Raw genomic sequence first — 23,811 nt, 5'->3', positions numbered from 1 at the left:
TTTTGTACTATTAGTTGGTTAAAGCAATCAGTTTTAATCAATGTTTGTCCCGCTACTGTTGAAGCCAGCAGGACAAATTATCTTCAAAAACCCTGACGTTGGTGCGAACAATGTCGGGGTTCTTTTTTTCCCTTTCTCAGGGTGGTAACTTGATCATATTAATGGGTTTATCAATGTTAAAATCATATAAAAGGTCTCTCTTACTTACATCCGGATGATTCAATTACGACTTGTCCGTCTATCAATTCGTAATGGGCGTCTATAGCGCTACATATCAAACTTAACTTCTGGTAGAACGGTTCATTTGAAATATCTGCCGTTACCGTGCATTTCTTTAACAGATCGCTGTCAAACACAATATTGATCCCATATATTCTACTGAGGTCGCCGAATACTTTATCGAGCGGCGCATCGTCGTATACCATTGATCGCTCTACGGGCGGAGATACGATCATGACAGGGTTGTTGAGCAATACCTTCTGGAATTTCTGGCCTGTTCTTTCGTATACCAGTTGTTGATTAGGGGTTAGTATGATCTCACTCATTTTGGAAGAAGCCGGTGTGGCTGCCTGTGCATACACGCTCACTTTTCCTGTTCTTACGGTTACCTGTATAGTGGTGTCTTTATCAAATGAACGAACGGTAAAACTAGTGCCCAATACTTTCGTCACAATTTCATTGGCAAACACCCTGAAGGGCCGGTGCGGGTTTTTGGTCACCTGAAAAAAAGCTTCGCCCAGCAGATACACGTCGCGCGTGACGCCGTTCCGGGCCGTATCGGCAGAACCAAACGTTTGGGCATAACTGATGCGGCTTTTGGGGGCAAGCGTTATCTGGCTTCCATCGGGCAGTTTCAGCACCAGGGGGTTCTGGGAAGTATTGATGTGCTCGATCAGTTGTTTGGCGGCCACCATGGCAGAGTACGCATATGGGTGTACGCTGTTATCCCTGAGATAAAAATACCAGGTACCGGCTACAAACAACAGCAATACTGCAGCGGCATACCACCATTTAAAAGCCACTACCGTTCCATTTTCGGGTTCCTGCTTCACTTGCTGGGTAGTAATGGTATTCATTAACCGGCTCACCTCCTGCTCTACCTGGGCTTCATTGATATTGCTTTGCTGAAATTGTATAGATTCTACAATACGCCTGGCAGTAGCAATTACCAGGTGTTTGTCGGGATGTTGCTGCAACCAGGTATTCCAGAACAGGTTATCTTCTTCGCGCTGTTCATGTACCCAGCGAATAAAGTCCTCATCTATTACAAAATCAGATATATCATAAAGCCGGAAATCCTTCATACAGCTCGGTTATATCTGTAAGTACCCGGGATCCCTGAATCCTACTGGGTAATTATGGCTTTTGTTAAAAAAATATCAGGAGTTGTAGGAAAAGTATCATCGTGGATCGGCAATAGTCGGCAATCGTGAATCGGCAAACGTGAAACGGCAAACGTGAAAGGGTTCGCGACCAGGTAATACTCCTCACTATTTCAACTCCCTCACATTTCATCCTTCGCCCATTATCAACTTTATCAACCTTATCAACCTGCTTTTCCTGGTCAACTGGTCAACTGGTTAACTGGTCAACTATTGATTGAAGATTTCCGCTTGCCACAGACTACGCAGCTTTTGAATGGTTTCGTGCAGCAGGTTGTAAACCGACTGGCGGCTGAGGTTCATGAGCCCGGCTATCTGGGCATGATCGAGGTGCTGATAGAATTTAAGGTAGATCAACTCATGCTGGCGCTTCGATAACTGCGCCATTGTTTTGCGTAAAATGTTGGCCTGCTCTTCAGACATTTGTTTGTCGATGATCAGCTTCTCAACAGAAAACTCCTGTAAAAAATCGTAGGCAGATTCGCTTTCCATTGAACTGATCCTGATAACGTGTTGATGCAGGGATTTCAACACCTTGTTCTTTACGGCGCGTAGTAAGTAATACCGGGGAGATAAAATTTCAGGAGCGCTTTCCCTTCGTTGCCATAAACTGATAAATACCTCCTGTATACAATCTTTTACCAGGGCTTCGTCATTGGTAAAACGGGCCCCGTAATTGTATAAGGCGGTATAATACTTTCTCATGATGGCGGCCAAAGCCTGCTCGTCATTTTGTTGCAATCGTTGTAGCCATAAGGCTTCCAACTGTGTGTCGTTATTCAACTTCAGCAGATTGGATAGGTTAACATTCATGCTGAACGCCTAAAGGTTAACACCTAACGCATATAGAGCGTTGAGCATAGTTCGTTCGGCGGTCAGCGTTTTAGGTTTTGGTTACAATGCGTACAATATTACAGCATCCTTGATAATTAACTGCAAAAAAATATTAGCACGTGAAAAACACAGCAGTTACATAGCAGGCAAATTAATATATTGAATAAATTCGCTTTGCTTATTTTTATCGCAAATATTACTAACAAACCATGGACGTACAAATTGAGGAAAGCTGGAAATCAGCCTTAAAACCCGAATTTGCCAAATCCTATTTTCAGAATATTGTTACGTTTTTAAAGACCGAAAGAATGGCCGGCAAAACCATTTACCCGCCGGGCTCATTGATCTTTAATGCTTTTAATACTACTCCTGTCGATAACGTAAAAGTGGTGATCCTGGGTCAGGACCCGTATCATGGGCCCGGACAGGCGCATGGCTTGTGTTTTTCTGTTGCTGATGGCGTGCCGCCACCACCTTCCCTGGTGAATATTTTTAAAGAATTGAATGCTGATACCGGGGTGGGCATTCCCAATCACGGCAATCTGACCAAATGGGCCGAACAGGGTGTGTTATTGCTGAATGCATCACTAACCGTTCGCGCTGCCGAACCCATGAGCCATTCGCAAATTGGCTGGGCCGAGTTTACCAATAACGTCATCAAAAAGATCTCTGAGCAAAAAGAACATGTGGTGTTTATGCTGTGGGGGAAATTTGCGCAGGAGAAACAGGTACTGATAGATGAAACCAAACACCTGGTATTAAAAGCAGCGCATCCATCTCCGCTTTCTGCCTATAATGGTTTCTTTGGCTGCAAGCATTTTTCGAAGGCGAATGAATACCTGGTTAGAAATGGGATCGATCCTGTTAATTGGGCGCTTTAATCAATAGGCAATAGACAATTGACAATAGGCAATGTTGCCGATAATCCAGGCACTCCGCGTATTTTTGCCTATTGCTTATTGCCAATTGCCAATTGAAATACACCTTATAAAGACTAAAGAAAGTATTTACATTGATGAAACTTATTAAAGAAATAGCCGGTCGTATATGTGCTCTCTGGGCAGTTTTGATGTTTGTGATTACCATGCTACTGATACTGCTGCCGTTTTTGTTTTTCAGCTATTTCGCTGATGAACCTCAAAAAACCAACCGGTGGGCAGCCATTGCCCGGATATGGATGGGTATGTACCTGCCATTGATCGGTTGCCCGCTTATTGTAAGAGGCAGAAAGAATTTTGTACCTGGTGAAACTTATGTAGTGGTATGCAACCACAATTCGTTTATGGATGTGCCTATCTCCTACCCGGCCATCCCCGGTGGTAATAAAACCATTGCCAAAATTGAAATGGCCAAAATTCCCATCTTTGGGCTGATGTATCGCACCGGCTCTGTTTTGGTTGACCGTAAAAGCGAAGCCAGCCGTAAGGAAAGTTATATGAAGATGAAAAAGGTGCTCGAGATGGGTTTGCATATGTGTCTTTACCCCGAGGGCACCCGTAACCTTTCCGATCAACCGCTGAAAAGCTTTCACGATGGGGCTTTTCGCCTGGCTATCGACAGTGGCAAGGCCATTATCCCCAGCCTGATCTTCAATACCCGCAAAGTATTACCCGCCAGCAAGTCTTTTTTTCTGCTCCCACACAAAATGGAAATGCATTTTCTGCCCCCCATTCCGGTTCAACCCGGCGATTCTACGCAGGCGTTGAAGGAGAAAGTGTATGGGATAATGAAGGATTATTACATAGCGAATGCTAAGTAGAGTTGATCAGTTAACCAGTTGATCAGTTGACGAGTTACTAACTTAATAACTCAAGAACTAATAAATTAAAAAACTGTCTTTAGATTGCGAATTGCCGATTCAACATTTCCCATTAACCACTAACCGGGTTTATTGATAGAAATATCTCGTTCTATTCAACCGCAGGTCGCGCAGGATACCCGACTTGGGACTGATGGTAAAGTTAAAGGTACGGTACAACCCTACCGGCGTTACATTTATGCTCAACTGCCAGCAGTGCATTTCCCGCGAAATGTACATACTGAACTGTTGTATTTTGGAGACCTTGATGTCGTAATAACCGTTCATCCCCACCTTCCATTTGGGGGTAAGATTGAAGTCGCCATTCCAGCTTAAGTTCTGGTTCGTTTGGGTTTGCCAGCCTGAATAATCGGGCTTAACACTACGGCTAAAGCTCATGGAGTAGGATACACTCAGCGACCAGGGCACGTTAAAATCGGCAAACTCGGCCGGGTTGGCGCGTGCATACGCCAATTGCGCCTGCTGCTCTTCCGCCGTTAATACACCACCCTGCTCCCGCAATGCCTGCTCTTTTTGCTGGGCGGCTTTTTTATCCTTTACATTCGAACTTTGGAATGAGGTTGAAATGGCAATATTACCATTGGTGATACGACCCAGGCTTTTCTTCATACCAAACTGGCTGCTCTGCCAGGTGTATCTATTAATACGGTAACCAAATGTATCTGTCTGATAGGGATCCATGGTGGCGCCTGCCGTGATGTTGATCTTTTCAAACAAAGTACTGCGTATATACAAGCTAAATGGCGCCAGTTTAAATGAGTCGGCAATAAAGTTGTAACTACTGGTAAAACCAAACCCGTCTATCAGGCGAACCTTCTTCAAACCGCCATTGGCAGTGTCTTTTTTCGAGCGCACTTTAGCTTCAATATTATTATCAATCCCAAAACCAATACCGCCAAAAACACCTGAAGATGGTGGGCCGTAAATGCTTCCATCGAAATAAGAGAATCGTTGAAAGTGCCCCTGGTTTGGTATTTTTCCAAAGGCGGTATCCACCTGCACGTTTTGGTAAAATTTGGAGCCCAGGTCGGGTTTATAGCTAAAGGAAACGTTGGGTCGTATCACGTGGCGAATAGCTGCGATAGGGCTTTTCTTTCCAAACTTATCGAACATACCATACATGGCGGTGTTTATCCCCACGCTGAACGATACATCACTGGCCCGGTATAATCCCTTGGTAACAGAAGTATCAAGCCTGTAGTTCACACTATCCCAGGTGCGAGTCATTTTGCGCGAATACCATTTTTCCTGGTAACTGATACCGGGTGATATTTGCAAGGGTCCCAATGAAGGCAGCGATAATTGAATAGGTATTGAGTGCTGGGCGCCCCATTGTAAGGTATCTATCAGGGTTCTTAAACTGAAATCCTGTTCTTTAAAGTTCATCTGGTTGGCAGCCGTACTGTTCAACCCGATACCCAGTTTCTCATACCACTTTGGTGTACCCGTAAATTCCTTTTTTTGCAAAGGATAAAAGGTATTGACCGTGAACGACAAATTGGGTAAGCTCAGGTTGATATCCCGCGTTTGGTTATTCTGGCTATGGTTTGCCGTAGCTGTAAGGTTATACCTGCCACCCCAGGTTTTTGAATAGGAGATCGATGAACTGAGTGTATTAGTAAAGTTTAGCTGCGGATTGTTCGGTATTAATTGATTGTATTTGGTAGATGCAATGTTTACGTTCGCTGAAAAGGTCTGACCAGGTCGCGCGCGGCTGTCCACCGTATGGCTCCAGTTTATACTGTACGTTTTGCTATTGGTGAATTCCTGTTTGGAACCGCTTTGTAAGATCCGGGAATACTGGTACGAGAGGTTCATGCTACCATTATACCGGTATCGCACCCGGTAGGTTGGCGTCGCGAACAGGGAATATCCGCCGTAGGAATATAAATTGGAACGCAGGGTCACATCAAAATTATCGTTCAGCACTTTATAATAACCCAGGCCTTCCAACCCCAAACCAAACTGCTCGCTTTGCGAAAATTGCGGGGGCAGTATACCTGAGTGGCGGCCCTGCGACAGCGGGAAAAATCCAAACGGAAGATAAATAGGGATCGGCACCCCTTCAAACTCCGGGTGAATAGGCCCCGATACGGCCAGCTTCTGGCTAACCATTTTCATTTTATTGGCCCTGAAAGCAAAGTGCGGCGTATCAAGGTTACAGGTAGTAAACTGCGACCGGTAAGCAAAATAATCTTTATCGTTTATCTTTTTTACCTTTTCCCCAATCACCAGCATTTCGCCCTGAATGGTCATGGTATTTTCGGTGATCCCCTTCTGGCTTTTGAAATTGTATTTAATTACGTCGGAGTTCATTTTGCTGCCGCTCTGCAACATTACCGGTTTGCCCACTAAATTACCTGCTGTATCTTTACGGTAGGTGGCGGTAACCGTTTGTTTTTGATTGTCCATTTCAATGCTGTCGGCAGAAAGGTCCATATCCTTATACTTGATATTCGCTTTGCTGAACAGCGTGATCTTTTTATCAGGCACGTTCAAAACCATGCTATCGGAGGCCTTATAGGCCACCGGTGCATCCAGCGAATCTTCAGAAGCCGGAACATTAACTGTGTCTATTTTGTTTATTACTGTATCTTTCGAGGGAATGGTATCGGCTATGCGGCGAACGCTATCGGTCTTTTTAGGAATAGTATCTAGTGCCCGTACAGGTTTTGTTGTATCCTGTTTAATTTGGGTTAATGATTTGTCAAAATGGGGTATAGATAAATAATTGGCCCAGATATTCGTCGTTAATAGCAAAAGCCATACAGATAAAATCAGGGCCGAACCATCTTTTAAATTATTTTTGCGTCCGTTCATCATATGCAGGTGGTGGGCAAAAATAGGTATTAATGCATTAAGAATATGTGAAGATTAAAGTCTCCTAAATTCTTGAAGAATAAATGAATAAAAAAAAATTATATCGTTGCGTTAAAAGCTTTTTTGTAGCAGGAATTATCTTGTTTTCGAGCACCGGCGCATGGGCGCAACAGAAACCCGTACTGGGCACTATTATAATAGATCCCGGCCATGGCGGCATAGATCCTGGCGCCAACGGCCAGTTTTCTACCGAGGCTGCCGTTGCCTTGAAGATCTCGCTCAAGCTGGGTAAGGCTTTGGCCACGGAATTACCCGATAGCAAACTGATATTTACCCGCACTACCGATGAATTACCGGGCGGACTGAATAGTATTCACGATGCCTTACGCTACAGGGCTGATATGGCCAATGAAGCCAAGGGCGACCTGTTTATTGCCATTCACTGTAATGCCAACGGCATGCGGGCCGGGGGCTGGTATGCCAAACGCGTTGTTGGGCATAAAAGCCGCACCGTGTATGTGGGAAAAGGATCAAAAAAACATAAAAAAACGATCCGCGAGCCGATCTACGAAAGCTATTGGGTGAAAAATAATGAGCATGGCACCGAGACCTATATCTGGGCAGCCGACCGTACCGGTTTTAAGGGCAGCGCCATTAACTCAACCGGCAGTGGCGGCGGTAATACCTCAGATACTACCGGCGGCGAGGTGGTTGATGACAGCACCAACATGCTCGATCTGAACTCTCCCGAAGCATTGATCCGTGCTCAACTGTATGAAAAGAAATATTTTGGCAAGAGCATGTTACTGGCCACCATGGTAGAAGATGAATTTGTAAAAGAAGGCCGGTTCAGCCGGGGGGTTAAACAACGGAATGAAAAAGGCATTTGGGTATTGCAGGCCACTGGTATGCCCAGTATTCTGGTAGAGACCGGATATATTTCCCAAACAGAGGAAGAAGAATACCTCAACAGCGACAAAGGTCAGGAAGAAATAGTTGCGGCGATTGTGAATGCTATTAAACGATATAAATCCAGCCTGGAGGGCGGTGCTGCCCCGGCTCAACAAACCACCCCAACACCCACCGAACCGGTACAAACCAGCAAATAATTTATTTGAATTAGGGATTTTACGATCACCACTCCCCGATTCAGGCGCAGCCTGTGTTTGCTTTCTGCTGCCTTGATCACCCCGGTAGTGATTTCCCTTTTTACCTTGAATTTCAATACTTTTTGAACATTAACTAATTGATAAGTCAATTGCAGCATTATCTTTGTGCTATACCGGTATACTTGATTGAAATTTAAAATCCCGGACTACATGCTGCAAAAATTGATTTATTGCCTTTTGGGCACGGTTGTTTGCATGGTCGTATCCGCCTATGATACCGCCCCTGCTATGACCGCTCATGCGCATGCATTTAAGCCGGGGATCAAAACTATTATTATAGATGCCGGGCATGGCGGGCGCGATCCCGGCGCCCATGGCGATCATTCCACAGAAAAAAAAGTTTGTCTGGCCATTGCCTTAAAGCTGGGCAATCAAATAAAAACGGCCTTTCCGGATATTAAGATATATTATACCCGCATGAGTGATACTTATCCTGAGATAAAGGCGCGGGCCGATTATGCCAACCGTAACAAAGGCGATCTGTTTATTTCCATTCATGCCAATGCGGCTCCCAAAACCAAACAATCAAAATTTATCGGGTATAAAAAAGAGACCTATTATACCAAAAAAGGGAAAAGAAAGATAAAGCACACCCGCAAGGTTAAAAATTATAAGATCACCTGGCTCGATAACCCTACCCGCGGCACCGAAACCTATATCTGGGCGGCCGATCGCACCAGTATAAAAGGAGATTTTGTAGGGGAACGTATGGCTGAGGATGTAGAAGCGGGCGATGAATATGTACCGGACATCAATGACCCTGAGTTCAAGGCCAAGTCATTATTATGGACCAAGCGCTTTTTCAACAAAAGCATGCTGCTGGCCACCCTGGTGCAGGAAGAAATAGCCAAATACGGGCGGTTGAACCGGGGCGTTAAACAACGGAATGAAAAAGGCATCTGGGTATTGCAGGCAACGGCCATGCCCAGTATCCTGGTGGAAACCGGTTATATTACAAATACTAAAGATGAAACCTGGCTCAACAGCACCAAAGGACAGAATGAAATGGCCTCGGCTATTGTAAAAGCCGTTAAACGGTACCTGAATGTGGGGGTAACCACCACCGCACAGCCCGTTTCGAAGGCTACCACTAAAAAAACAGCTTCGCCAACAGTTAAATCGTGAATCCATCCTTCCCCAACCCCGTCTATTTCAATTTTTTATATACTTTTGCCGTCGACAAGACGTTTTATAGGGCAACCTTTAAAACAAACCCGTTCAGATGAAACCACCAATACATGGATTTCGCCCTGTTGTGAACAATTGTACGCGGGGATTTGTCTGGCGATTGAAAACATCATAGCTAATACAGATGAAAATCTCCAATGAAACTAAAGTAGGCGCCCTAACCGCAGTAGCGATCACGGTGCTTATACTTGGCTTTAATTTTTTGAAAGGGAAAAGCACCGGTGGGAAGGACGTATACGCAGTGTTTCCGAACGTAGAAAAGCTGGTGACAAGTAACCCTGTTTTTATTAACGGGTTACAGGTAGGTAAAGTAACCGGCCTGAAGGAAAAAGACAAGAACCTGAGCGGTATTGTAGTAACCATTACTTTAACCAAGGACCTGAATATTCCCCGTAATTCAGTAGCTACCCTCAACAGTGAATTATTAGGCACTACCGCTGTAAATGTATTTTTAGGTAATGGCAATGATTATCTGAGAGAAGGCGACACCATACGCACAGAACGTTCACTGGGACTGACCGACAAGCTGCAGAAAAGCATTGATCCTGCTATCAGCAATATCAACAAAACGTTGCAGTCAATGGATGATGTGTTGCAAAAGCTGAACACCATTCTCGACCCTAATACCCGCAATAATTTACAGGGTATTGTTGCCAACCTGGCCGTGTCAAGCCATTCGTTACAGCAATTGCTCAATACCGAAACAGGTATGCTGGCAAAAACCATTGGCAATTTGAATACCATCACTACTGATTTTGCCCGCAATGGTCCAAAGATCGACAGCACCTTCAACAATCTGCAATCAGCAACCGATAAATTAGCTAAAGCAAGAATTGACGATGCCATTGCAAGTTTGAATAAAACAATGGCCCGACTGGAAGGTGCTATTGGCAAACTCGATAGTAAAGATGGCACTGCCGGCTTGCTGTTAAATGATCGCCAATTGTACGATGAGGTCCGGCGCACCAATCGCAGTTTGACTATCTTGCTCGACGACCTGCGGGTAAATCCCAAACGTTATATTAATATATCTCTGTTTGGGGGAAAAGATAAAAAAGGCCCGTTAAAAGCCCCGCTGGATTCACTGAAATAACAAGGAAAGCTTTATCAATGATACGAATTGTGGGTTTGCCGCTGATAGTTACGCTGGTAGCGTTGTTATCCTTTGGTAAAATACACTCCCAGGTAATAACCACCCGGCCCGGCGCAGACACTATGAAAGTAGTTACGCTGATAAATGCCGACCGGCTAAGTTATAAACATGATACACTGCTGGACCTGCAAATGCTGGCCGGCAATGTTCAGTTAAAACAGGAAAATACTTTAATCAATTGCGACAGCGCCGTGTTCAATAAAAAGACCCGGTTCGTTGAAGCATTTGGCAATGTACATATCATCGATAATGACACCGTCAACATCCGATCGCAGTACCTGCAATATTATGTTGACACCAAAATGGCCTACCTTAAAAACAACGTATCATTAACTGATAGTAAAAGCACCCTCACCACCAACGAGCTTACGTACGATATGAACCTGAAGATCGGGGAATACCACAATGGTGGCAAACTCATCAACAAGGGATCGGTATTAACCAGTAAAGAAGGCACTTACTATGAAGAATTGAAGGATGTGTATTTCAAAAAGAATGTTGACCTCAAGGACCCGCAATACACGTTGAAGACCGATTCATTATTGTATAACACCAATAGCCAGGTAGCCACGTTTATTGCTCCTACCACTATTATCGACAGTTCAAAAAGGGTTATCAAAACCAAAGAAGGTTTTTACGATACCCAAAACCGCAAGGCCTTTTTTGGCAAGCGGCCGGTGCTGAATGATGGGGCGGTGAGAATTACAGCCGAGACCATTGACAGCGACGACAGCAACGGCAAAAGCATTTTGCGCGGTAACGCCGTGTATGTTGATACCGCCCAGGGCGTGTCGGTGCTGGCCAATTTTATTGAAGCCAACAACAAGGAAGGTACCTTCTGGGCTACCCAGCACCCGTTGTTGATCATAAAACAGGACAAGGATTCCATCTACATCACAGGCGATACGCTTGCTTCGGGCAGGCTGAGTAAATTGAATGCCTTAATGGAATCCAGCCGGTTTCGCGATTCAACCAACCGCATAAAGGCAGATTCAGGTCTTAAAAAAAGAACCATCGTTAAAGACACCAGCAAGCTGCAACCCGATTCCATCAAACACGTGGTCCCAGATTCGGCCCTGGTAAAAATACCGGTAAACAAAGATTCCCTTAACCTGCCCATCGACTCCGCCAAAAAGGTGGTAATCGATACGGCGCTGGTAAAAGTACCGGTGAAAACAGATTCGGTCAGCCTGCCCCGCGAACCTGTAAAACCTGTAATAAAAGATACAGCCCTGGTTAAAAAACCAGTCAATAAAAATATTCCAACTGCCAAAGCAAAGGCAGCGGTTGCCGGTAAACCTGAGAAGCCAGCAGCTACAGAAAACAAAAACGATAGTACCGACCGCTACTTCCAGGCGTGGCACCATGTGCGTATTTTTTCCGATTCCATGCAGGCGGTATCAGACAGCCTGTGGTACTCAGGCAAGGATTCCATTTTTAGATTATTCACCAACCCGGTTCTGTGGGCCAGCAAAAGCCAGATCACCGGTGATACTATACTCCTGTATACAAAGAATAAGAAGCCAGACAGAATGAATGTATTCGAGAATGGTTTTGCCATAAATACCAGTGATTCTGCAGGCAGCATGTATAACCAGATAAAAGGCAATCGCCTGAATGGTTATTTCAAGGATGGGGAAATGGATTATATGCGGGCTACGGGTAATGGCGAAAGCATCTATTATGTGAAGGATGATAAGGGAAAGCTGGTAGGTATCAACAACGCCACCAGCGACATCATCGACATGCGCTTCAAGAACAAGGAGCTGAATAAAGTAGTTTTCATAAGCGAAGTAAACGGTACCATGTACCCTGTAAAACAGGCTAAAGACGAAAACAAAATGCTTCGTAACTTTAAATGGCTCGATAGTCTTCGGCCAAAAACAAAGTTTGAATTGTTTGAAGATATTAAAAAGCCTGTTATCATAACAGATAGCACGTTAATGGACAGCACTCTCATGGATAGCACCCTGATTGACAGCCTGCACCTGGATAGAATAAAAGTGGATAGTTCAAAAATATCACTGCCCAAAAATCCCCTGAAAGATCCGAAAAAGGAAACTCCAACGGAGTTACCAAAAGGAAAGGACCCGCAAAAAGAAAAGCCGCTGTTTAGAAAACCTGCGATGAGCAGTAAGAAGGATTCACTGTAATTATTAGTTAAAACGCCCTGGTATTACATTAACAGTCAGTTAATCAATACATTTGGCATTATTTTCGTTCCCATCAATTCAACCATTGATCAATACACCAGCTAATAACGGTCAGGTGTGTGCAGAACGGCCAGCCGTATACGCCCCTTAGCTGTTTGTAGAGATTGTATTTTATCATTGAAAATCAAAAATTGTTTTTCATGAAAAGGATCTCCATAACCCTGCCCGTTATATTATTGATTATGCTGGTAAGCCAACGTGCTTCCGCGCAGGACTACCGCCTGGCAGCTGGTGTGCGGCTTGGTAACACCTCTCCTACTTTAAGCAACGGCATTTCGGTTAAATACTTCGCTACCGATAAAACAGCGCTGGAAGGTATTGTAGCATGGGGCAACCGTTTTGGTTTTGGCGGCTTGCTGGAAGTGCACAACAAATTCACCACACCCGGTTTAAGCTGGTTTATTGGCGGTGGCGCCTATGTTGGTTTTCAGGACGGCGATACCTACCTGGGCCCTACGGGCGTTGTAGGACTCGATTACAAATTCACCAATGCACCGGTTAATCTCTCCCTCGACTGGAAACCCGAGCTTGACATTCTTCCTGAGATCAATTTTATCCCGGATGCTTTTGCGCTTACTATTCGATTTACGTTGAAATAACATAGGTTGACGAGTTGACCAGTTAACCAGGAAATACAGTTCTGAGTTTTTGGGTTCGTTGAGTTTCTGGGTTGCAGGGACTCGCCCACTCATTAAGGCTGCCCTTTCACCTATATCAAACAATCATACTTTTCCAGTTTCCTTTATCAACTTTATCAACCCTATCAACCTGCCCTGTAGATTTCCCAATCCCACCTTTTTACCTGGTCAACTGATCAACTGGTCAACTTCCTCCTTACTTCCCCAAACGTCCAAGGCTCACAAAAGGCAACCTGTCAACTCCTGCAACCCAATCTTAAAAACTTACATCCTACATATGTCATTGCTGCAAAATACCGCACTTACAATAAAATAACACTCAAATACGCGCCTTATTTTGCGTTATTTATCCATATTTAATTACATTTTTGCGTATTCTTGCCACATTCCCTTTATATTTGAGTTGAAACCAACTAACAGATTATGCTGAAAAAAGAACGTCAGGCATACATCCTGCATCAGGTAAACCTGCACAATAAAGTACTTTCTTCCCTGCTTAGTCATGAGATCCGGGTGTCGGAAGACACCATCCGCCGCGATTTAATGGAGCTTTCAGACGAAGGCAAACTGATAAAAGTTCATGGCGGCGCCCTTTCCCATTCCTTTAACGACGTAACCTATTCCGGTTTGAGCGTGTACTCGCAGGACCAGAAAAAGATAATTGGACAAAAAGCCGCAGCACTCATCCAGGATGGCATGTTTGTGCTCACCAGTGGTGGCACTACCATTATTGAAATGGCCCGGGCCCTGCCCCCAGCCTTAAGAGCAACATTCATTTCAGGCAGTATTCCAGCCATACTCGAATACATGCAACATCCCAATATTGAAGTGATAATGATCGGCGACCGGGTATCAAAAAATGCCAAGATCACCATTGGCGCAGAAGCCATTGCCAAGATCAAAAATATAAATGCGGACCTGTGCTTCCTGGGCATAAACGCCATCGATATAAAACGAGGCACTACCGAAAACGACTGGGAAATAGCACAGCTGAAGAAGATCATGATCGACTCCTCACAAAAAGTAGTGTGCTGCACCATTTCAGAAAAGATAAACACCCTGCAGCCTATTCACATTTGCAATATTTCAGACATAGACATCCTGATCACCGAATTACCTCCCGATTCTCCGGTATTAAAACCGTACATCGATGCAGGCATTCAGGTACTGTAATTAACTATTACGCCCTTGCCTACCTGCACTTCCCCAAACGATATGCAGAAAGCCATGCAAAATCCGTACTGGTAGTTTTCGTATTACGATAAACGGTATTAGTATATAATTAAGTTCCTCCCGGTAAATCGGGAGGACTTTTGCTTTTAGCGTACTTCAAACACCTTGAAAATGAAGGCGGATTTTTTTTGTGCGGGGTACATGAAATTATCGGTAGCTTTATAATACCGTAAAATGGTGCTTATGAAACCAACGATCATTAACCACCCTTTCCATGTTATTAAACTGGATTATGTAAGCGAAGCGCCGCTAAGCACTTTAGAACAGGAAGCGATAGAAAAATATGTGGAACTGCACAATGGGTCACAAGCTTATAAAGATGTATTGACCCGGTTACATACTTATTATACAGGCACCGATAAAATATTGCAACAATGCCAGGGCATATTCAATAACCTGCAAAACGAGTACCTGTTATTAACCCCCATGTTGCATTACCTGCAGGAGGGTGGTCCGCTTACAGATAATGAAATAGAATCAATTGATGAAAGTGAACGCGTTTGTTACGATACGCAGCCATTACTTACAGAGCTGCATAATTTTAACCACAGCTACGATGTGTATATCGATGGATTGCGGGCAGCAGAACAGGAGTTTGCCACCGTTGAAAAACAACAGGAACAACTGGAACAGTTGTTTGACGTATTCGACGATAAATATTTCTCCCCTATAATCAGGGATTATAAAAACATGGAGATCGATATTTGTACGCTGGATGAGAACTTTGATGATTTCAGAGGCGCTTTTTCCGATCTGATCCATTTCGTAGACAAAATGTATGAAGCCCGCGCCGCATTTCTTGATCAGCACATTCAATTACACAATAAAATAGTAGAGCTCGATAAAGACATCGTAGCCCTGTTTGCCGCCATAAATGGCGAAGATGCTAATTAATATTTCCAAAGAAGATATAGGCCAGGGCGATCGAGGTAATTACCCCCACCAGGTCGGCCAGTAACATAGACCCAATGGCATACCGGGTATCCTTTATGGAAACGGCGCCAAAATACACCGCCACTATATAGAAGGTAGTATCAGATGCCCCCTGGAAAATGCCGGAGAGACGGCTGGCAAACGAATCGGGACCGTTTGCGATCATGGTGCTCACCATCATACCCCGGGCAGCGCCGCCGCTTAACGGGCGAATTAACGCCGTAGGCAATCCATCTACAAACCGGGTATCGGCCCCCAGGTAAGCAAAGAAGTTTTTGATGCCATCGATCACCACATCGAAGGTACCGCTGGTACGCAGCATACTCACAGCCACCAGAATGCCCACCAAATAAGGAATAATACGAATAGCAGTATCGAAACCATTTTTGGCCCCGTCTATAAACGCATCGAAAATATTTATCCTTTTATAAAGTCCACCCAGGATAATCAGCAGGAACACCAGCAGGATCAGGCCATTGCTCAGAACGCTGCTAAAGAACTGTACACCGCCGGCGCTCAGGGTGGTAATATACCAAACGATCAGGGCCACTACCGTAGAAATTCCCAGCACCCACATAACAATAACCGGTTGCAATAGCCTGATCTGTTGCCTGAACGAAACGATGATCATGGCCGTCATGGTGCCGATAAACGTAACGATCATACAGGGCAGAAACACATCGGTAGGATCGCTGGCATGCTGGGCCGCCCTGATGGCAATAACACTTACCGGAATAATATTGAAACCCGCCGCATGTAAACACAGGAACATGATCTGGGCATTGGAGGCCACGTCTTTTTTTGGGTTCAGCTCCTGCAGGCTTTGCATGGCCTTCAACCCAAAAGGGGTGGCCGCATTATCGAGCCCCAGTAAATTGGCGGAAAAATTCATGATCATATGACCCATGGCCGGATGGCCCTTGGGCACCTCGGGGAACAGCTTTGAGAAGAAAGGACCGATGATCCGCGACAGCAGGTTGATGCCCCCCGCCCTTTCGGCAATGCTCATAAAACCCATGAACAGGGCCAACATGCCTATTAATTCAATACACAGCGTTACCGCATCTTTACAGGTATCTACAATACCATTGGATACCTGGATCCGGGTTTTTACATCACCCGCGCCTACCTGGCCACTGCTATCCAGGGCAGCGGCCTTTGCTGCATTGGCCACGGCAACCGGGCTCATCTGCACCTGCACTGAATCGCCTTTTTTACCCACCACCATGGAGCTGAAGATCTGCTTTTCACCACAGGCGGCAAACTTAAAAACAGCCACTAAAATGGATATAAGAATAAAGGCGCTCCAGATGCGACTCAATGCCATAAGGGAAATAAGATTAAGCGTTGAAGATAAAGGAATCCGGCCATATATTAGTACCCGGTAATACCCTATCTTTGCGCGCCGAAAACAGTTTTCAGTTTTGCGTTCCTGGTTCTGAGTTTCCTGAAAATCAGCCACTCAGAACAATTGACCCGGGAACTAGAAACGAAGAACATAGAATTAAAAACTTAGAAAATGGCTTTACAAGCAGGAATTGTCGGATTACCGAACGTTGGGAAATCAACCTTATTTAACGCAGTGAGTAACAGTGCCAAAGCACAAGCCAGCAACTATCGTTTCTGTACTATCGATCCGAATGTTGGACTGGTTGATGTGCCCGATGCCCGCCTGCAAAAACTGGCAGAACTGGTGCATCCTGATAGAATTGTTCCTACCCAGATTGAAATTGTGGACATTGCCGGTCTGGTGCGTGGCGCCAGCAAGGGTGAAGGACTGGGGAATAAATTCCTGGGTAACATCCGCGAAGTGGATGCCATTATTCACGTAATTCGCTGTTTTGAAGATGAGAACATTTTACGTGACGAAGGCGCCATCAACCCCGTAAGCGATAAAGAGATCATTGATATTGAATTACAGCTGAAAGACCTGGAAAGTGTTGACAAGAAAATAAGCCGGGTTGAAAAACAGGCGCGCATCGATCCCAAGTTGAAAGTAGAATACGACGTACTGGTTCGTTGTAAAGAACACCTGGAAAAAGGCAAAAGCATTCGTGGATTGGCACTTACCAAAGAAGAGCGCCCGGCCATTGCTGACCTGTTCCTGCTCACTGAAAAACCGGTGTTGTACGTAGCCAATGTGGATGAAGCAAGTATGCATACCGGTAACAAGTTCTCAGACGCCCTGCAGGAAGCCATTAAAGGTGAAAACGCCCAGGTGATCATCATGAACAACAACATTGAAGCCCAGATCAGTGAAATGGAAGACCCTGCAGACAAGCAGATGTTCATGGAAGAATACAAAATGACAGAACCCGCCCTTGATCGTCTGATCCATTCAGCATATAAATTACTGAACCTGCAAACCTATTTCACCGCCGGGGTGCAGGAAGTTCGCGCCTGGACGATCCACGAAGGCTGGAAAGCTCCTCAGGCCGCCAGCGTTATTCATACTGATTTTGAAAAAGGCTTTATCAAGGCGGAAGTAATTGCCTACAACGACTATATCACCTACGGTTCAGAAGCCGCCTGCCGCGATGCCGGTAAACTGCGCATCGAGGGTAAGGAGTATATTGTGAAGGATGGCGATGTGATGCATTTTAGATTTAACGTGTAAACTTAAACGAATACATTAATAGCAAAAAGGGCTATCACTTTATAAAACGTGATAGCCCTTTTTGTTGTACTATATACATCAGCAGTTTTGCTAAAATATTTATCAATTTCGTTCATTAGTTTATTTTTTTTTATTATATTTGGTATACTAATCAGAAATACTCTATCAATGGAAAAGGTAACCCTAACGAAGCTGTATGAAGCGTTGGCGCAAAAGGTGGGTAGAAATGAAGCTGAATGCCTTACCCAATATGTTGAAATAAAAGTAAAAGACGAATTGAATAATAAAACTGAAATATTAGCTACAAAAAAAGATCTCTTTGTATTAAAAGAAGAAATTCACAGTCTACGCAATGAAATGAAGGAGCATTCGCTTTCCCAACAAAAATGGATGTTAAGTACCTTCATTACTGTCGTATTAATGATCATGGGTCTGTATGCTACCATATTATTAAAACATTAAGCAGTTCAGTTCCCTTAAAATATAAAAGGCTATGAGTATTGGAACATTAGCAGCGAAAGATAAGATCATTGCCAGGCAAAAAAAATGGTTGGAGAGAATTTTCATTCTCATAGTGATATTGTTAATGGGTTTGTATCCGCTCATTTTATTAAAACTCTAGCCGCCCAGCCTCCCTTCTTTTTCTTAACAGCAATAAACTTTTACCGGTAATATACGTTGTAATTCCTGTGATTTATAACGTTTAACAATCAATTTTGCCATGACGGCGATCTGATTGATTTGTATTAATTTTGCACCATGATAGACTACAAAGAACTGATACCAGCCGATTTTGCTCCGGATTCAAGAGTATGGGTGTACCAAAGCAGCCGGTTATTTATGATGAGTGAAGCTTTGCATATTGAAGAGCTGCTAAATAATTTCGCCGCTAACTGGCAATCGCATGGCGCCCCGGTAAAAGGTTATGGAAACCTGTTCTTTGGTCAGTTTGTTGTGTTGATGGCCGATGAACGTGCTACGGGTGTAAGCGGTTGCAGCACCGACAGCTCGGTTCGCCTCATAAAACAAATTGAACAGCTGTTCAATGTAAATATGTTCGACCGGCAAATGCTCACGTTTCAGGTAAAAGATAAAGTGCAAATGTTGCCACTCTCTCAATTGCAATACGCAATCAATAATAATTTCATTTCACCAGATACGCTTTACTTCAACAACCTGGTTCAAACAAAAGAAGAACTGGAAAATAAATGGCTGATACCGGTAAAAGATAGCTGGCTGGCCAAACGGGTATCATTGAGTTTGTAAATTTTAAAACTGCATCATAAATGCAGTCCCCTGTCCTTCTATTGATTGCACCTGAATATTACCCTTGTGCAGCATCATAATTTGTTTACATAAGCTTAAACCAATACCACTGCCGCTTTTTTTAGTGCTGAAAAATGGAATGAATATTTTATCCAGCACCTCTTCGGGCATTCCGGTACCGTTGTCTGCTACTTTAATGACCGTTCTATGGTTATTGGCAAAATAGGCGGATAGAATAATGCGCGGTTCTTCCCGTTCCTTCACGGCTTCCATGGCGTTCACCACCAGGTTAATCAGCACCTGCTCCAGCAGGTTAGTATCCGCATCCAGTTGCAGATCGGGATCTTTTAAAATGATCTCCATCTCAATGTTCTTTTGATCCAGTGTAGGCTGCATCAGGTGATGCAGGTTTTCGAACAGATCGCGCACATAAATTTTCTTCAGGTTCAACGTGGTGATCTTGTTCAGGTTGCGATACGTTTCCGCAAATTTCAACAACCCCTCACTCCTTCTTTTAATGGTATCTATGCCTAATTCCAGGTCGTCCATGGAGCCGGATTCCAGCTCAGGCCGCACGGCAAATTGTTGCAGCCGGTATTTCAACGTTTCGGCCAATGAGGAGATGGGTGCAATGGAATTCATGATCTCATGCGTCATTACACTCAACAGCTTTTGCCAGGCTTTTGATTCGGTTTCATCCAATGCTTCACTCACGTTTTGAAAAGCAATCAGTTTAAACTTGCTGCCATCGGTTTGAAAAGCTGTGGCAGACATCAATAATTTAAATGATGTTTTCTCGCTATGCGCAGTAGCGATCTTTGTTTCACCTGGCTTTAATAAAGTCACCTGCCGGTACAGTTCCCCATCGCGACGAGCCAGCGAATGAATGGTTTTCAGATATGGCAGTTGCAGCATCCGTTTCAACGATTCGTTCATCCACACCACTTCCCCGTTGTGCTCGCGGTACGATAAAATACCGGTATCAACCAGCTCCAGAATTTTTTGCAGGTACTGGAACTGCGTTTCCTTTTCTTTACTGATTACTTTAAATGTAGAATTGATCTCATTGAAACCTTTACGCAATGGTTGAAGTTCTACAGGCGCATGCTTTACATCGAAATAACGGGAGAAATCGCGATAATGTACCGATTCAACAAACTGGTTCAACTCGGTATGCGCTTTTCGTAGAAAGCGAAATATGGCAATTATGCCATAAATGATCAACGGCACCATAATTACCAGTAATTCATACCGGCCTTTCACCAGAAAAAATGAAGCTACGGTCAGGGTGATAAATAAATATACCACCTGAAAAATGATCCGCCATTCAAATCGTTTATAGAACAAGCTAATTATTTAAAGTAATGTTTAATTTTTTAGGAGGCACTCTGTCAACCTCCTGCTTTCTTCCTCCAAACCTTCTTCCACCTCGTTAACTTGTTAACTCGTCAACTGATCAACTCGTCAACTGGTCAGCTTCCCCTCATATATCGTACTTACTCAACCTTCGATACAACGCCGTCCTCGTTAATCCCAACTCCTTTGCTGCGCGGGTAATATTTCCATTGTGTTTTTCAATTACGTGCAGAATGGTATTCTTTTCTACGGCACTCAGGTTTAGTTCATCGGGTTCTTTTTCCTGCGACATATTTGATTCAATGGGTGAGAAAATAAGATCCGTTGCCTGCAGCACATGCCCGTCGCTCATGATCACTGCCCGCTCAATGGTATATTGCAATTCCCTGATGTTACCGGGAAAATGATAGGCCAGCAATTTCTCAATCGCTTTATCATCAAACTCCATTACCGGTTTCAGGTATTTATTGCTGTACAACTGACTGAAATGCCTCGCCAGCAAAATAATATCGTTGCCGCGTTTACGTAAGGGTGGCACCATGATCTCTACCGTGTTGATACGATAGATAAGGTCTTTCCTGAAACGGTTCTCATTAGCCAGTTCAGTTAACGGAACGTTGGTAGCGCAAATAAGCCGGATGTCAACCGGCAACGGATCGTTGGTCCCCAGCTTAATCACCTGCCGGTTCTGTAATACGCTTAATAATTTGGCTTGCTGATGCAGGGAGATATTGCCGATCTCATCCATAAAAAGCGTACCGCCATTAGCCGCCTCAAAACGGCCCACACGGTCTTCCCGCGCATCGGTGAACGCACCCTTTTTATGACCGAACAGCTCACTCTCAAACAAAGTTTCGGTGAGGGCGCCCACATCCACTTTTACATAGGCTTTCTTGGCCCGCAGCGATTGCTGGTGAATGGCTTTAGCGATCAGGTCTTTTCCGGTCCCGTTCTCACCCAATATCAAAATGTTGGCATCGGTAGGTGCTATCTTTTCTATTTTATAAAAGATATCATTCATTATCTCCGATTCGCCCAGCAGTTCAGTCCCGATAATGGAATCGTTACTGCGCTGCGCAGGCGATGAGGATTTGCCCTCCTTCTTTTTTAACGCATCCTTTATAGTTATAATCAGCTTTTCATTGTGCCAGGGTTTTACTACAAAATCCGCAGCCCCTTCTTTCAGCGATCGTACGGCAAGGTCAATATCGCCATAAGCCGTGATCATGATGACAGCTGCTTCTGATTTAAATTCCTTCACTTTCTTCAACCAGAACAACCCCTCGTTTCCTGTATTAATGGAACTGTTGAAATTCATGTCGAGCAGGATCACATCAAATTGCTGCTTCGATAATAACCAACGCAAATTTTCGGGGTTCTTTTCTGTTACTACTTCTTTTGCCTCTGTTTTCAGCAGCAATCGCACAGCAGTCAGTACATCCACGTCATCGTCAATCACCAGTATGGTAGCGTTCTTCAGTAACATAACTTTATTTAAAAATTTCGGTTCTATGCAACATTCTTCACTACAATTATACCATAATTACAAAGCCGTAGCAAACAATATTTTATGAAGCAACAGCTGATTTGCACCAGTGTATCAAAAGCGTACAGTTATTGTACTGGTTGCGAACAGCCGAACACCATTTTACAGTGTAATAGCTTGTAAATCACATTGCTTATATTCTGGCATATTGTTGCGAGGTATGCTGTATCGCTTCGGATTACATTAAAAATAAATACAGTGGATAGAGTTATTGCAAAAAAGAAATGGACCTCTAAACGGATTGTAACCATTGCAGGTATTGCTGCAATCGCCCTGCTGATACTGGGCAGCTATTATTTCACTTCCGGCAAAAGCCGGCTGAATGTAGATACGGAACGCCTTACCATCAGTGAAGTAAAAAAAGGCCCCTTCCAGGTAACCATCGCCATCAACGGCATTGTATTACCCCAGACTTCTATCTATCTCGATGCGCAGGAAGGCGGGCGTGTTGAACAGAAATATGTTGAAGATGGCGCCATGATGCAGGAAGGCCAGCCCATTCTGCGATTAAGCAACCCCGACCTGGAACTGAGCCTGGCCAACCAGGAAACCAGTGTGTTCAATGTATTGACACAAATGCAGATCGCCCGTAACAATGCCCAGCAAAATACTGTAGCCCGTTTGAACCAGATGGCTGAAGTTGATAATGCCCTGAAAGAAGCCGAACGGGTATATAACCTGAATAAAAAACTGTTTTCGCAAAAAGTGATCGGGTCGCAGGAATTTCAGTCGGCTGAAAACGCCTATCAGTACCAGGTACGCCGCAAAAAATTAACGGAAGACATCATGCGGCAGGATTCCGCTACCAACAAAATACAGTTACAGCAAAACGAGCAATCGTACCTGAACATGAAAAAGGCGCTCGACCTTATGAAGAAGAAAGTGGGCGACCTGGTAGTAAAATCTCCTATTGCCGGACAACTGACTTCGTTCGATGCGGAAATTGGTCAGAACATTGGCGCCGGTATCCGGCTCGGACAAATCGATGCTGCTTCCGGTTTCAAGATAAGGGCCGATATTGATGAACACTACATCACCAATGTATTTACCGGTTTAACGGCTAAATTTACCCTGGTGGACAAAGAATACAAACTCAAGATCAAAAAGGTATATACCCAGGTAGTAAGTGGCCATTTCCAGGTTGATATGGAGTTTGTGGGTGAAGTGCCAAAGAATATCCGCCGGGGTCAAACGTTACAGATCTTACTGGCGCTGAGCGATGAAACACAGGCCATCCTGGTGCCCAAAGGCGGTTTCTTCCAAAGCACCGGTGGTAACTGGATCTTTAAAGTAAGTGATGATGGAAAGATCGCTTCCCGGATCAATATTCAGCTGGGCCGTCAGAACCCCGATTATTATGAAGTGCTGGAAGGCCTGAAACCCGGTGATAAGGTGGTTACCTCCAGCTATGAGAATTATGATAAAATGCAGGAATTAGTACTGAAGAAAGAATGATCATTTTACCAATAAACCAACCAACATGAAAATAAAGATCATCTGTTTACTGGCTGTGTTGCTCATTGGCGCAGGTGCAGCTTCGCCCAACAATTATTGCGGCGGGGTACATTGCACCGGTAAACTGGTAAAACAGGTAACAACAACACCGGTTAAAAAGGTGGCGCTGATGATTGATGACCTGGACCT

Annotated in this window: 19 protein-coding genes; 13 read left to right on the top strand and 6 right to left on the bottom strand. The window is 44.3% G+C overall.

Going from position 1 to position 23,811, the window contains the following annotated elements:
- Positions 1-200 precede the first annotated feature (200 nt).
- Entirely contained in the window at positions 201-1,304 is a 1,104-nt protein-coding gene (locus ACJ751_RS17715; RefSeq protein WP_407746856.1) for a FecR family protein, read from the bottom strand.
- A 288-nt stretch (positions 1,305-1,592) separates the two neighbouring features.
- Positions 1,593-2,195 carry an RNA polymerase sigma factor gene (locus ACJ751_RS17710; RefSeq protein ID WP_407746855.1) on the bottom strand — a complete coding sequence of 201 codons (603 nt, stop codon included), beginning with the start codon at positions 2,193-2,195 and terminating at the stop codon, positions 1,593-1,595.
- 230 nt (positions 2,196-2,425) lie between these two features.
- Here ACJ751_RS17710 and ung point away from each other — a divergent pair, with 230 nt between their 5' ends.
- Complete coding sequence (ung, locus tag ACJ751_RS17705; protein WP_407746854.1) at positions 2,426-3,097, top strand: uracil-DNA glycosylase; 672 nt, start codon at positions 2,426-2,428, stop codon at positions 3,095-3,097.
- A 134-nt stretch (positions 3,098-3,231) separates the two neighbouring features.
- Positions 3,232-3,975: a lysophospholipid acyltransferase family protein gene (locus tag ACJ751_RS17700; protein WP_407746853.1), complete on the top strand. Its 744-nt coding sequence runs from the start codon at positions 3,232-3,234 to the stop codon at positions 3,973-3,975.
- Positions 3,976-4,104: 129 nt separating this feature from the next.
- Here the strand turns inward: ACJ751_RS17700 and ACJ751_RS17695 are convergent, their stop codons facing one another.
- Complete coding sequence (locus ACJ751_RS17695; RefSeq protein WP_407746852.1) at positions 4,105-6,855, bottom strand: putative LPS assembly protein LptD; 2,751 nt, start codon at positions 6,853-6,855, stop codon at positions 4,105-4,107.
- An 83-nt stretch (positions 6,856-6,938) separates the two neighbouring features.
- Between ACJ751_RS17695 and ACJ751_RS17690 the strand changes: the two genes are divergently transcribed.
- The 7 genes from ACJ751_RS17690 (at position 6,939) to ACJ751_RS17660 (ending at position 15,343) form a co-directional block, all read left to right on the top strand.
- Positions 6,939-7,964 carry an N-acetylmuramoyl-L-alanine amidase gene (locus ACJ751_RS17690; RefSeq protein WP_407746851.1) on the top strand — a complete coding sequence of 342 codons (1,026 nt, stop codon included), beginning with the start codon at positions 6,939-6,941 and terminating at the stop codon, positions 7,962-7,964.
- Between the two features lie 210 nt (positions 7,965-8,174).
- Positions 8,175-9,149 (top strand): N-acetylmuramoyl-L-alanine amidase, encoded by a 975-nt coding sequence (locus ACJ751_RS17685; protein ID WP_407746850.1) that lies wholly within the window; start codon positions 8,175-8,177, stop codon positions 9,147-9,149.
- Positions 9,150-9,336: 187 nt separating this feature from the next.
- Positions 9,337-10,305: an MlaD family protein gene (locus tag ACJ751_RS17680; RefSeq protein ID WP_407746849.1), complete on the top strand. Its 969-nt coding sequence runs from the start codon at positions 9,337-9,339 to the stop codon at positions 10,303-10,305.
- A 17-nt stretch (positions 10,306-10,322) separates the two neighbouring features.
- Positions 10,323-12,518, top strand: a complete 2,196-nt coding sequence (locus tag ACJ751_RS17675) for an OstA-like protein (protein WP_407746848.1) — start codon at positions 10,323-10,325, stop codon at positions 12,516-12,518.
- Positions 12,519-12,718: 200 nt separating this feature from the next.
- On the top strand, positions 12,719-13,177 hold the full coding sequence (locus ACJ751_RS17670) for a hypothetical protein (protein ID WP_407746847.1): 459 nt from the start codon (positions 12,719-12,721) through the stop codon (positions 13,175-13,177).
- A 462-nt stretch (positions 13,178-13,639) separates the two neighbouring features.
- Entirely contained in the window at positions 13,640-14,389 is a 750-nt protein-coding gene (locus tag ACJ751_RS17665) for a DeoR/GlpR family DNA-binding transcription regulator (RefSeq protein WP_407746846.1), read from the top strand.
- Positions 14,390-14,632: 243 nt separating this feature from the next.
- Entirely contained in the window at positions 14,633-15,343 is a 711-nt protein-coding gene (locus tag ACJ751_RS17660) for a hypothetical protein (RefSeq protein ID WP_407746845.1), read from the top strand.
- On the opposite strand, the gene ACJ751_RS17655 is transcribed toward ACJ751_RS17660, so the two are convergent.
- The gene (locus tag ACJ751_RS17655; RefSeq protein ID WP_407746844.1) at positions 15,336-16,709 is read right to left on the bottom strand and encodes a nucleoside recognition domain-containing protein; all 1,374 of its coding nucleotides are present in this window, start codon (positions 16,707-16,709) and stop codon (positions 15,336-15,338) included. The genes ACJ751_RS17660 and ACJ751_RS17655 overlap by 8 nt on opposite strands.
- A 192-nt stretch (positions 16,710-16,901) precedes the next feature.
- On the opposite strand from ACJ751_RS17655, the gene ychF reads away from it, so the two are divergent.
- The 3 genes from ychF (at position 16,902) to ACJ751_RS17640 (ending at position 19,265) form a co-directional block, all read left to right on the top strand.
- A complete protein-coding gene (gene ychF / locus ACJ751_RS17650) occupies positions 16,902-17,999 on the top strand; it encodes a redox-regulated ATPase YchF (protein WP_407746843.1) in 1,098 nt (365 codons plus the stop codon).
- A gap of 168 nt (positions 18,000-18,167) precedes the next feature.
- Positions 18,168-18,461 carry a hypothetical protein gene (locus tag ACJ751_RS17645; RefSeq protein WP_407746842.1) on the top strand — a complete coding sequence of 98 codons (294 nt, stop codon included), beginning with the start codon at positions 18,168-18,170 and terminating at the stop codon, positions 18,459-18,461.
- Between the two features lie 297 nt (positions 18,462-18,758).
- Positions 18,759-19,265: a hypothetical protein gene (locus tag ACJ751_RS17640; RefSeq protein WP_407746841.1), complete on the top strand. Its 507-nt coding sequence runs from the start codon at positions 18,759-18,761 to the stop codon at positions 19,263-19,265.
- Positions 19,266-19,268: 3 nt separating this feature from the next.
- Here ACJ751_RS17640 and ACJ751_RS17635 read toward each other — a convergent pair whose 3' ends face one another.
- Both ACJ751_RS17635 and ACJ751_RS17630 read right to left on the bottom strand, forming a co-directional pair.
- On the bottom strand, positions 19,269-20,612 hold the full coding sequence (locus ACJ751_RS17635; protein WP_407746840.1) for a sensor histidine kinase: 1,344 nt from the start codon (positions 20,610-20,612) through the stop codon (positions 19,269-19,271).
- Between the two features lie 136 nt (positions 20,613-20,748).
- Entirely contained in the window at positions 20,749-22,107 is a 1,359-nt protein-coding gene (locus tag ACJ751_RS17630) for a sigma-54-dependent transcriptional regulator (RefSeq protein ID WP_407746839.1), read from the bottom strand.
- 258 nt (positions 22,108-22,365) lie between these two features.
- Here ACJ751_RS17630 and ACJ751_RS17625 point away from each other — a divergent pair, with 258 nt between their 5' ends.
- Positions 22,366-23,622 carry an efflux RND transporter periplasmic adaptor subunit gene (locus ACJ751_RS17625; protein ID WP_407746838.1) on the top strand — a complete coding sequence of 419 codons (1,257 nt, stop codon included), beginning with the start codon at positions 22,366-22,368 and terminating at the stop codon, positions 23,620-23,622.
- Positions 23,623-23,811: the final 189 nt, after the last annotated feature.

Origin of the sequence: Niastella sp. (assembly GCF_045805085.1) — a bacterium.
Lineage (GTDB): Bacteria > Bacteroidota > Bacteroidia > Chitinophagales > Chitinophagaceae > Niastella.
Note: the sequence above shows the minus strand (reverse complement) of the source record. Positions and strands in the feature narration are given on the sequence as shown.

Coding starts and splice junctions, on each gene's coding strand:
- ACJ751_RS17665 (WP_407746846.1), top strand. CDS start 13,640: ATGCTGAAAAAAGAACGTCAGGCATACATCCTGCATCAGGTAAACCTG.
- ACJ751_RS17685 (WP_407746850.1), top strand. CDS start 8,175: ATGCTGCAAAAATTGATTTATTGCCTTTTGGGCACGGTTGTTTGCATG.
- ACJ751_RS17680 (WP_407746849.1), top strand. CDS start 9,337: ATGAAAATCTCCAATGAAACTAAAGTAGGCGCCCTAACCGCAGTAGCG.
- ACJ751_RS17675 (WP_407746848.1), top strand. CDS start 10,323: ATGATACGAATTGTGGGTTTGCCGCTGATAGTTACGCTGGTAGCGTTG.
- ACJ751_RS17700 (WP_407746853.1), top strand. CDS start 3,232: ATGAAACTTATTAAAGAAATAGCCGGTCGTATATGTGCTCTCTGGGCA.
- ACJ751_RS17710 (WP_407746855.1), bottom strand. CDS start 2,195: ATGAATGTTAACCTATCCAATCTGCTGAAGTTGAATAACGACACACAG.
- ung (WP_407746854.1), top strand. CDS start 2,426: ATGGACGTACAAATTGAGGAAAGCTGGAAATCAGCCTTAAAACCCGAA.
- ACJ751_RS17670 (WP_407746847.1), top strand. CDS start 12,719: ATGAAAAGGATCTCCATAACCCTGCCCGTTATATTATTGATTATGCTG.
- ACJ751_RS17715 (WP_407746856.1), bottom strand. CDS start 1,304: ATGAAGGATTTCCGGCTTTATGATATATCTGATTTTGTAATAGATGAG.
- ACJ751_RS17640 (WP_407746841.1), top strand. CDS start 18,759: ATGATAGACTACAAAGAACTGATACCAGCCGATTTTGCTCCGGATTCA.
- ACJ751_RS17690 (WP_407746851.1), top strand. CDS start 6,939: ATGAATAAAAAAAAATTATATCGTTGCGTTAAAAGCTTTTTTGTAGCA.
- ACJ751_RS17660 (WP_407746845.1), top strand. CDS start 14,633: ATGAAACCAACGATCATTAACCACCCTTTCCATGTTATTAAACTGGAT.
- ychF (WP_407746843.1), top strand. CDS start 16,902: ATGGCTTTACAAGCAGGAATTGTCGGATTACCGAACGTTGGGAAATCA.
- ACJ751_RS17655 (WP_407746844.1), bottom strand. CDS start 16,709: ATGGCATTGAGTCGCATCTGGAGCGCCTTTATTCTTATATCCATTTTA.
- ACJ751_RS17645 (WP_407746842.1), top strand. CDS start 18,168: ATGGAAAAGGTAACCCTAACGAAGCTGTATGAAGCGTTGGCGCAAAAG.
- ACJ751_RS17630 (WP_407746839.1), bottom strand. CDS start 22,107: ATGTTACTGAAGAACGCTACCATACTGGTGATTGACGATGACGTGGAT.
- ACJ751_RS17695 (WP_407746852.1), bottom strand. CDS start 6,855: ATGAACGGACGCAAAAATAATTTAAAAGATGGTTCGGCCCTGATTTTA.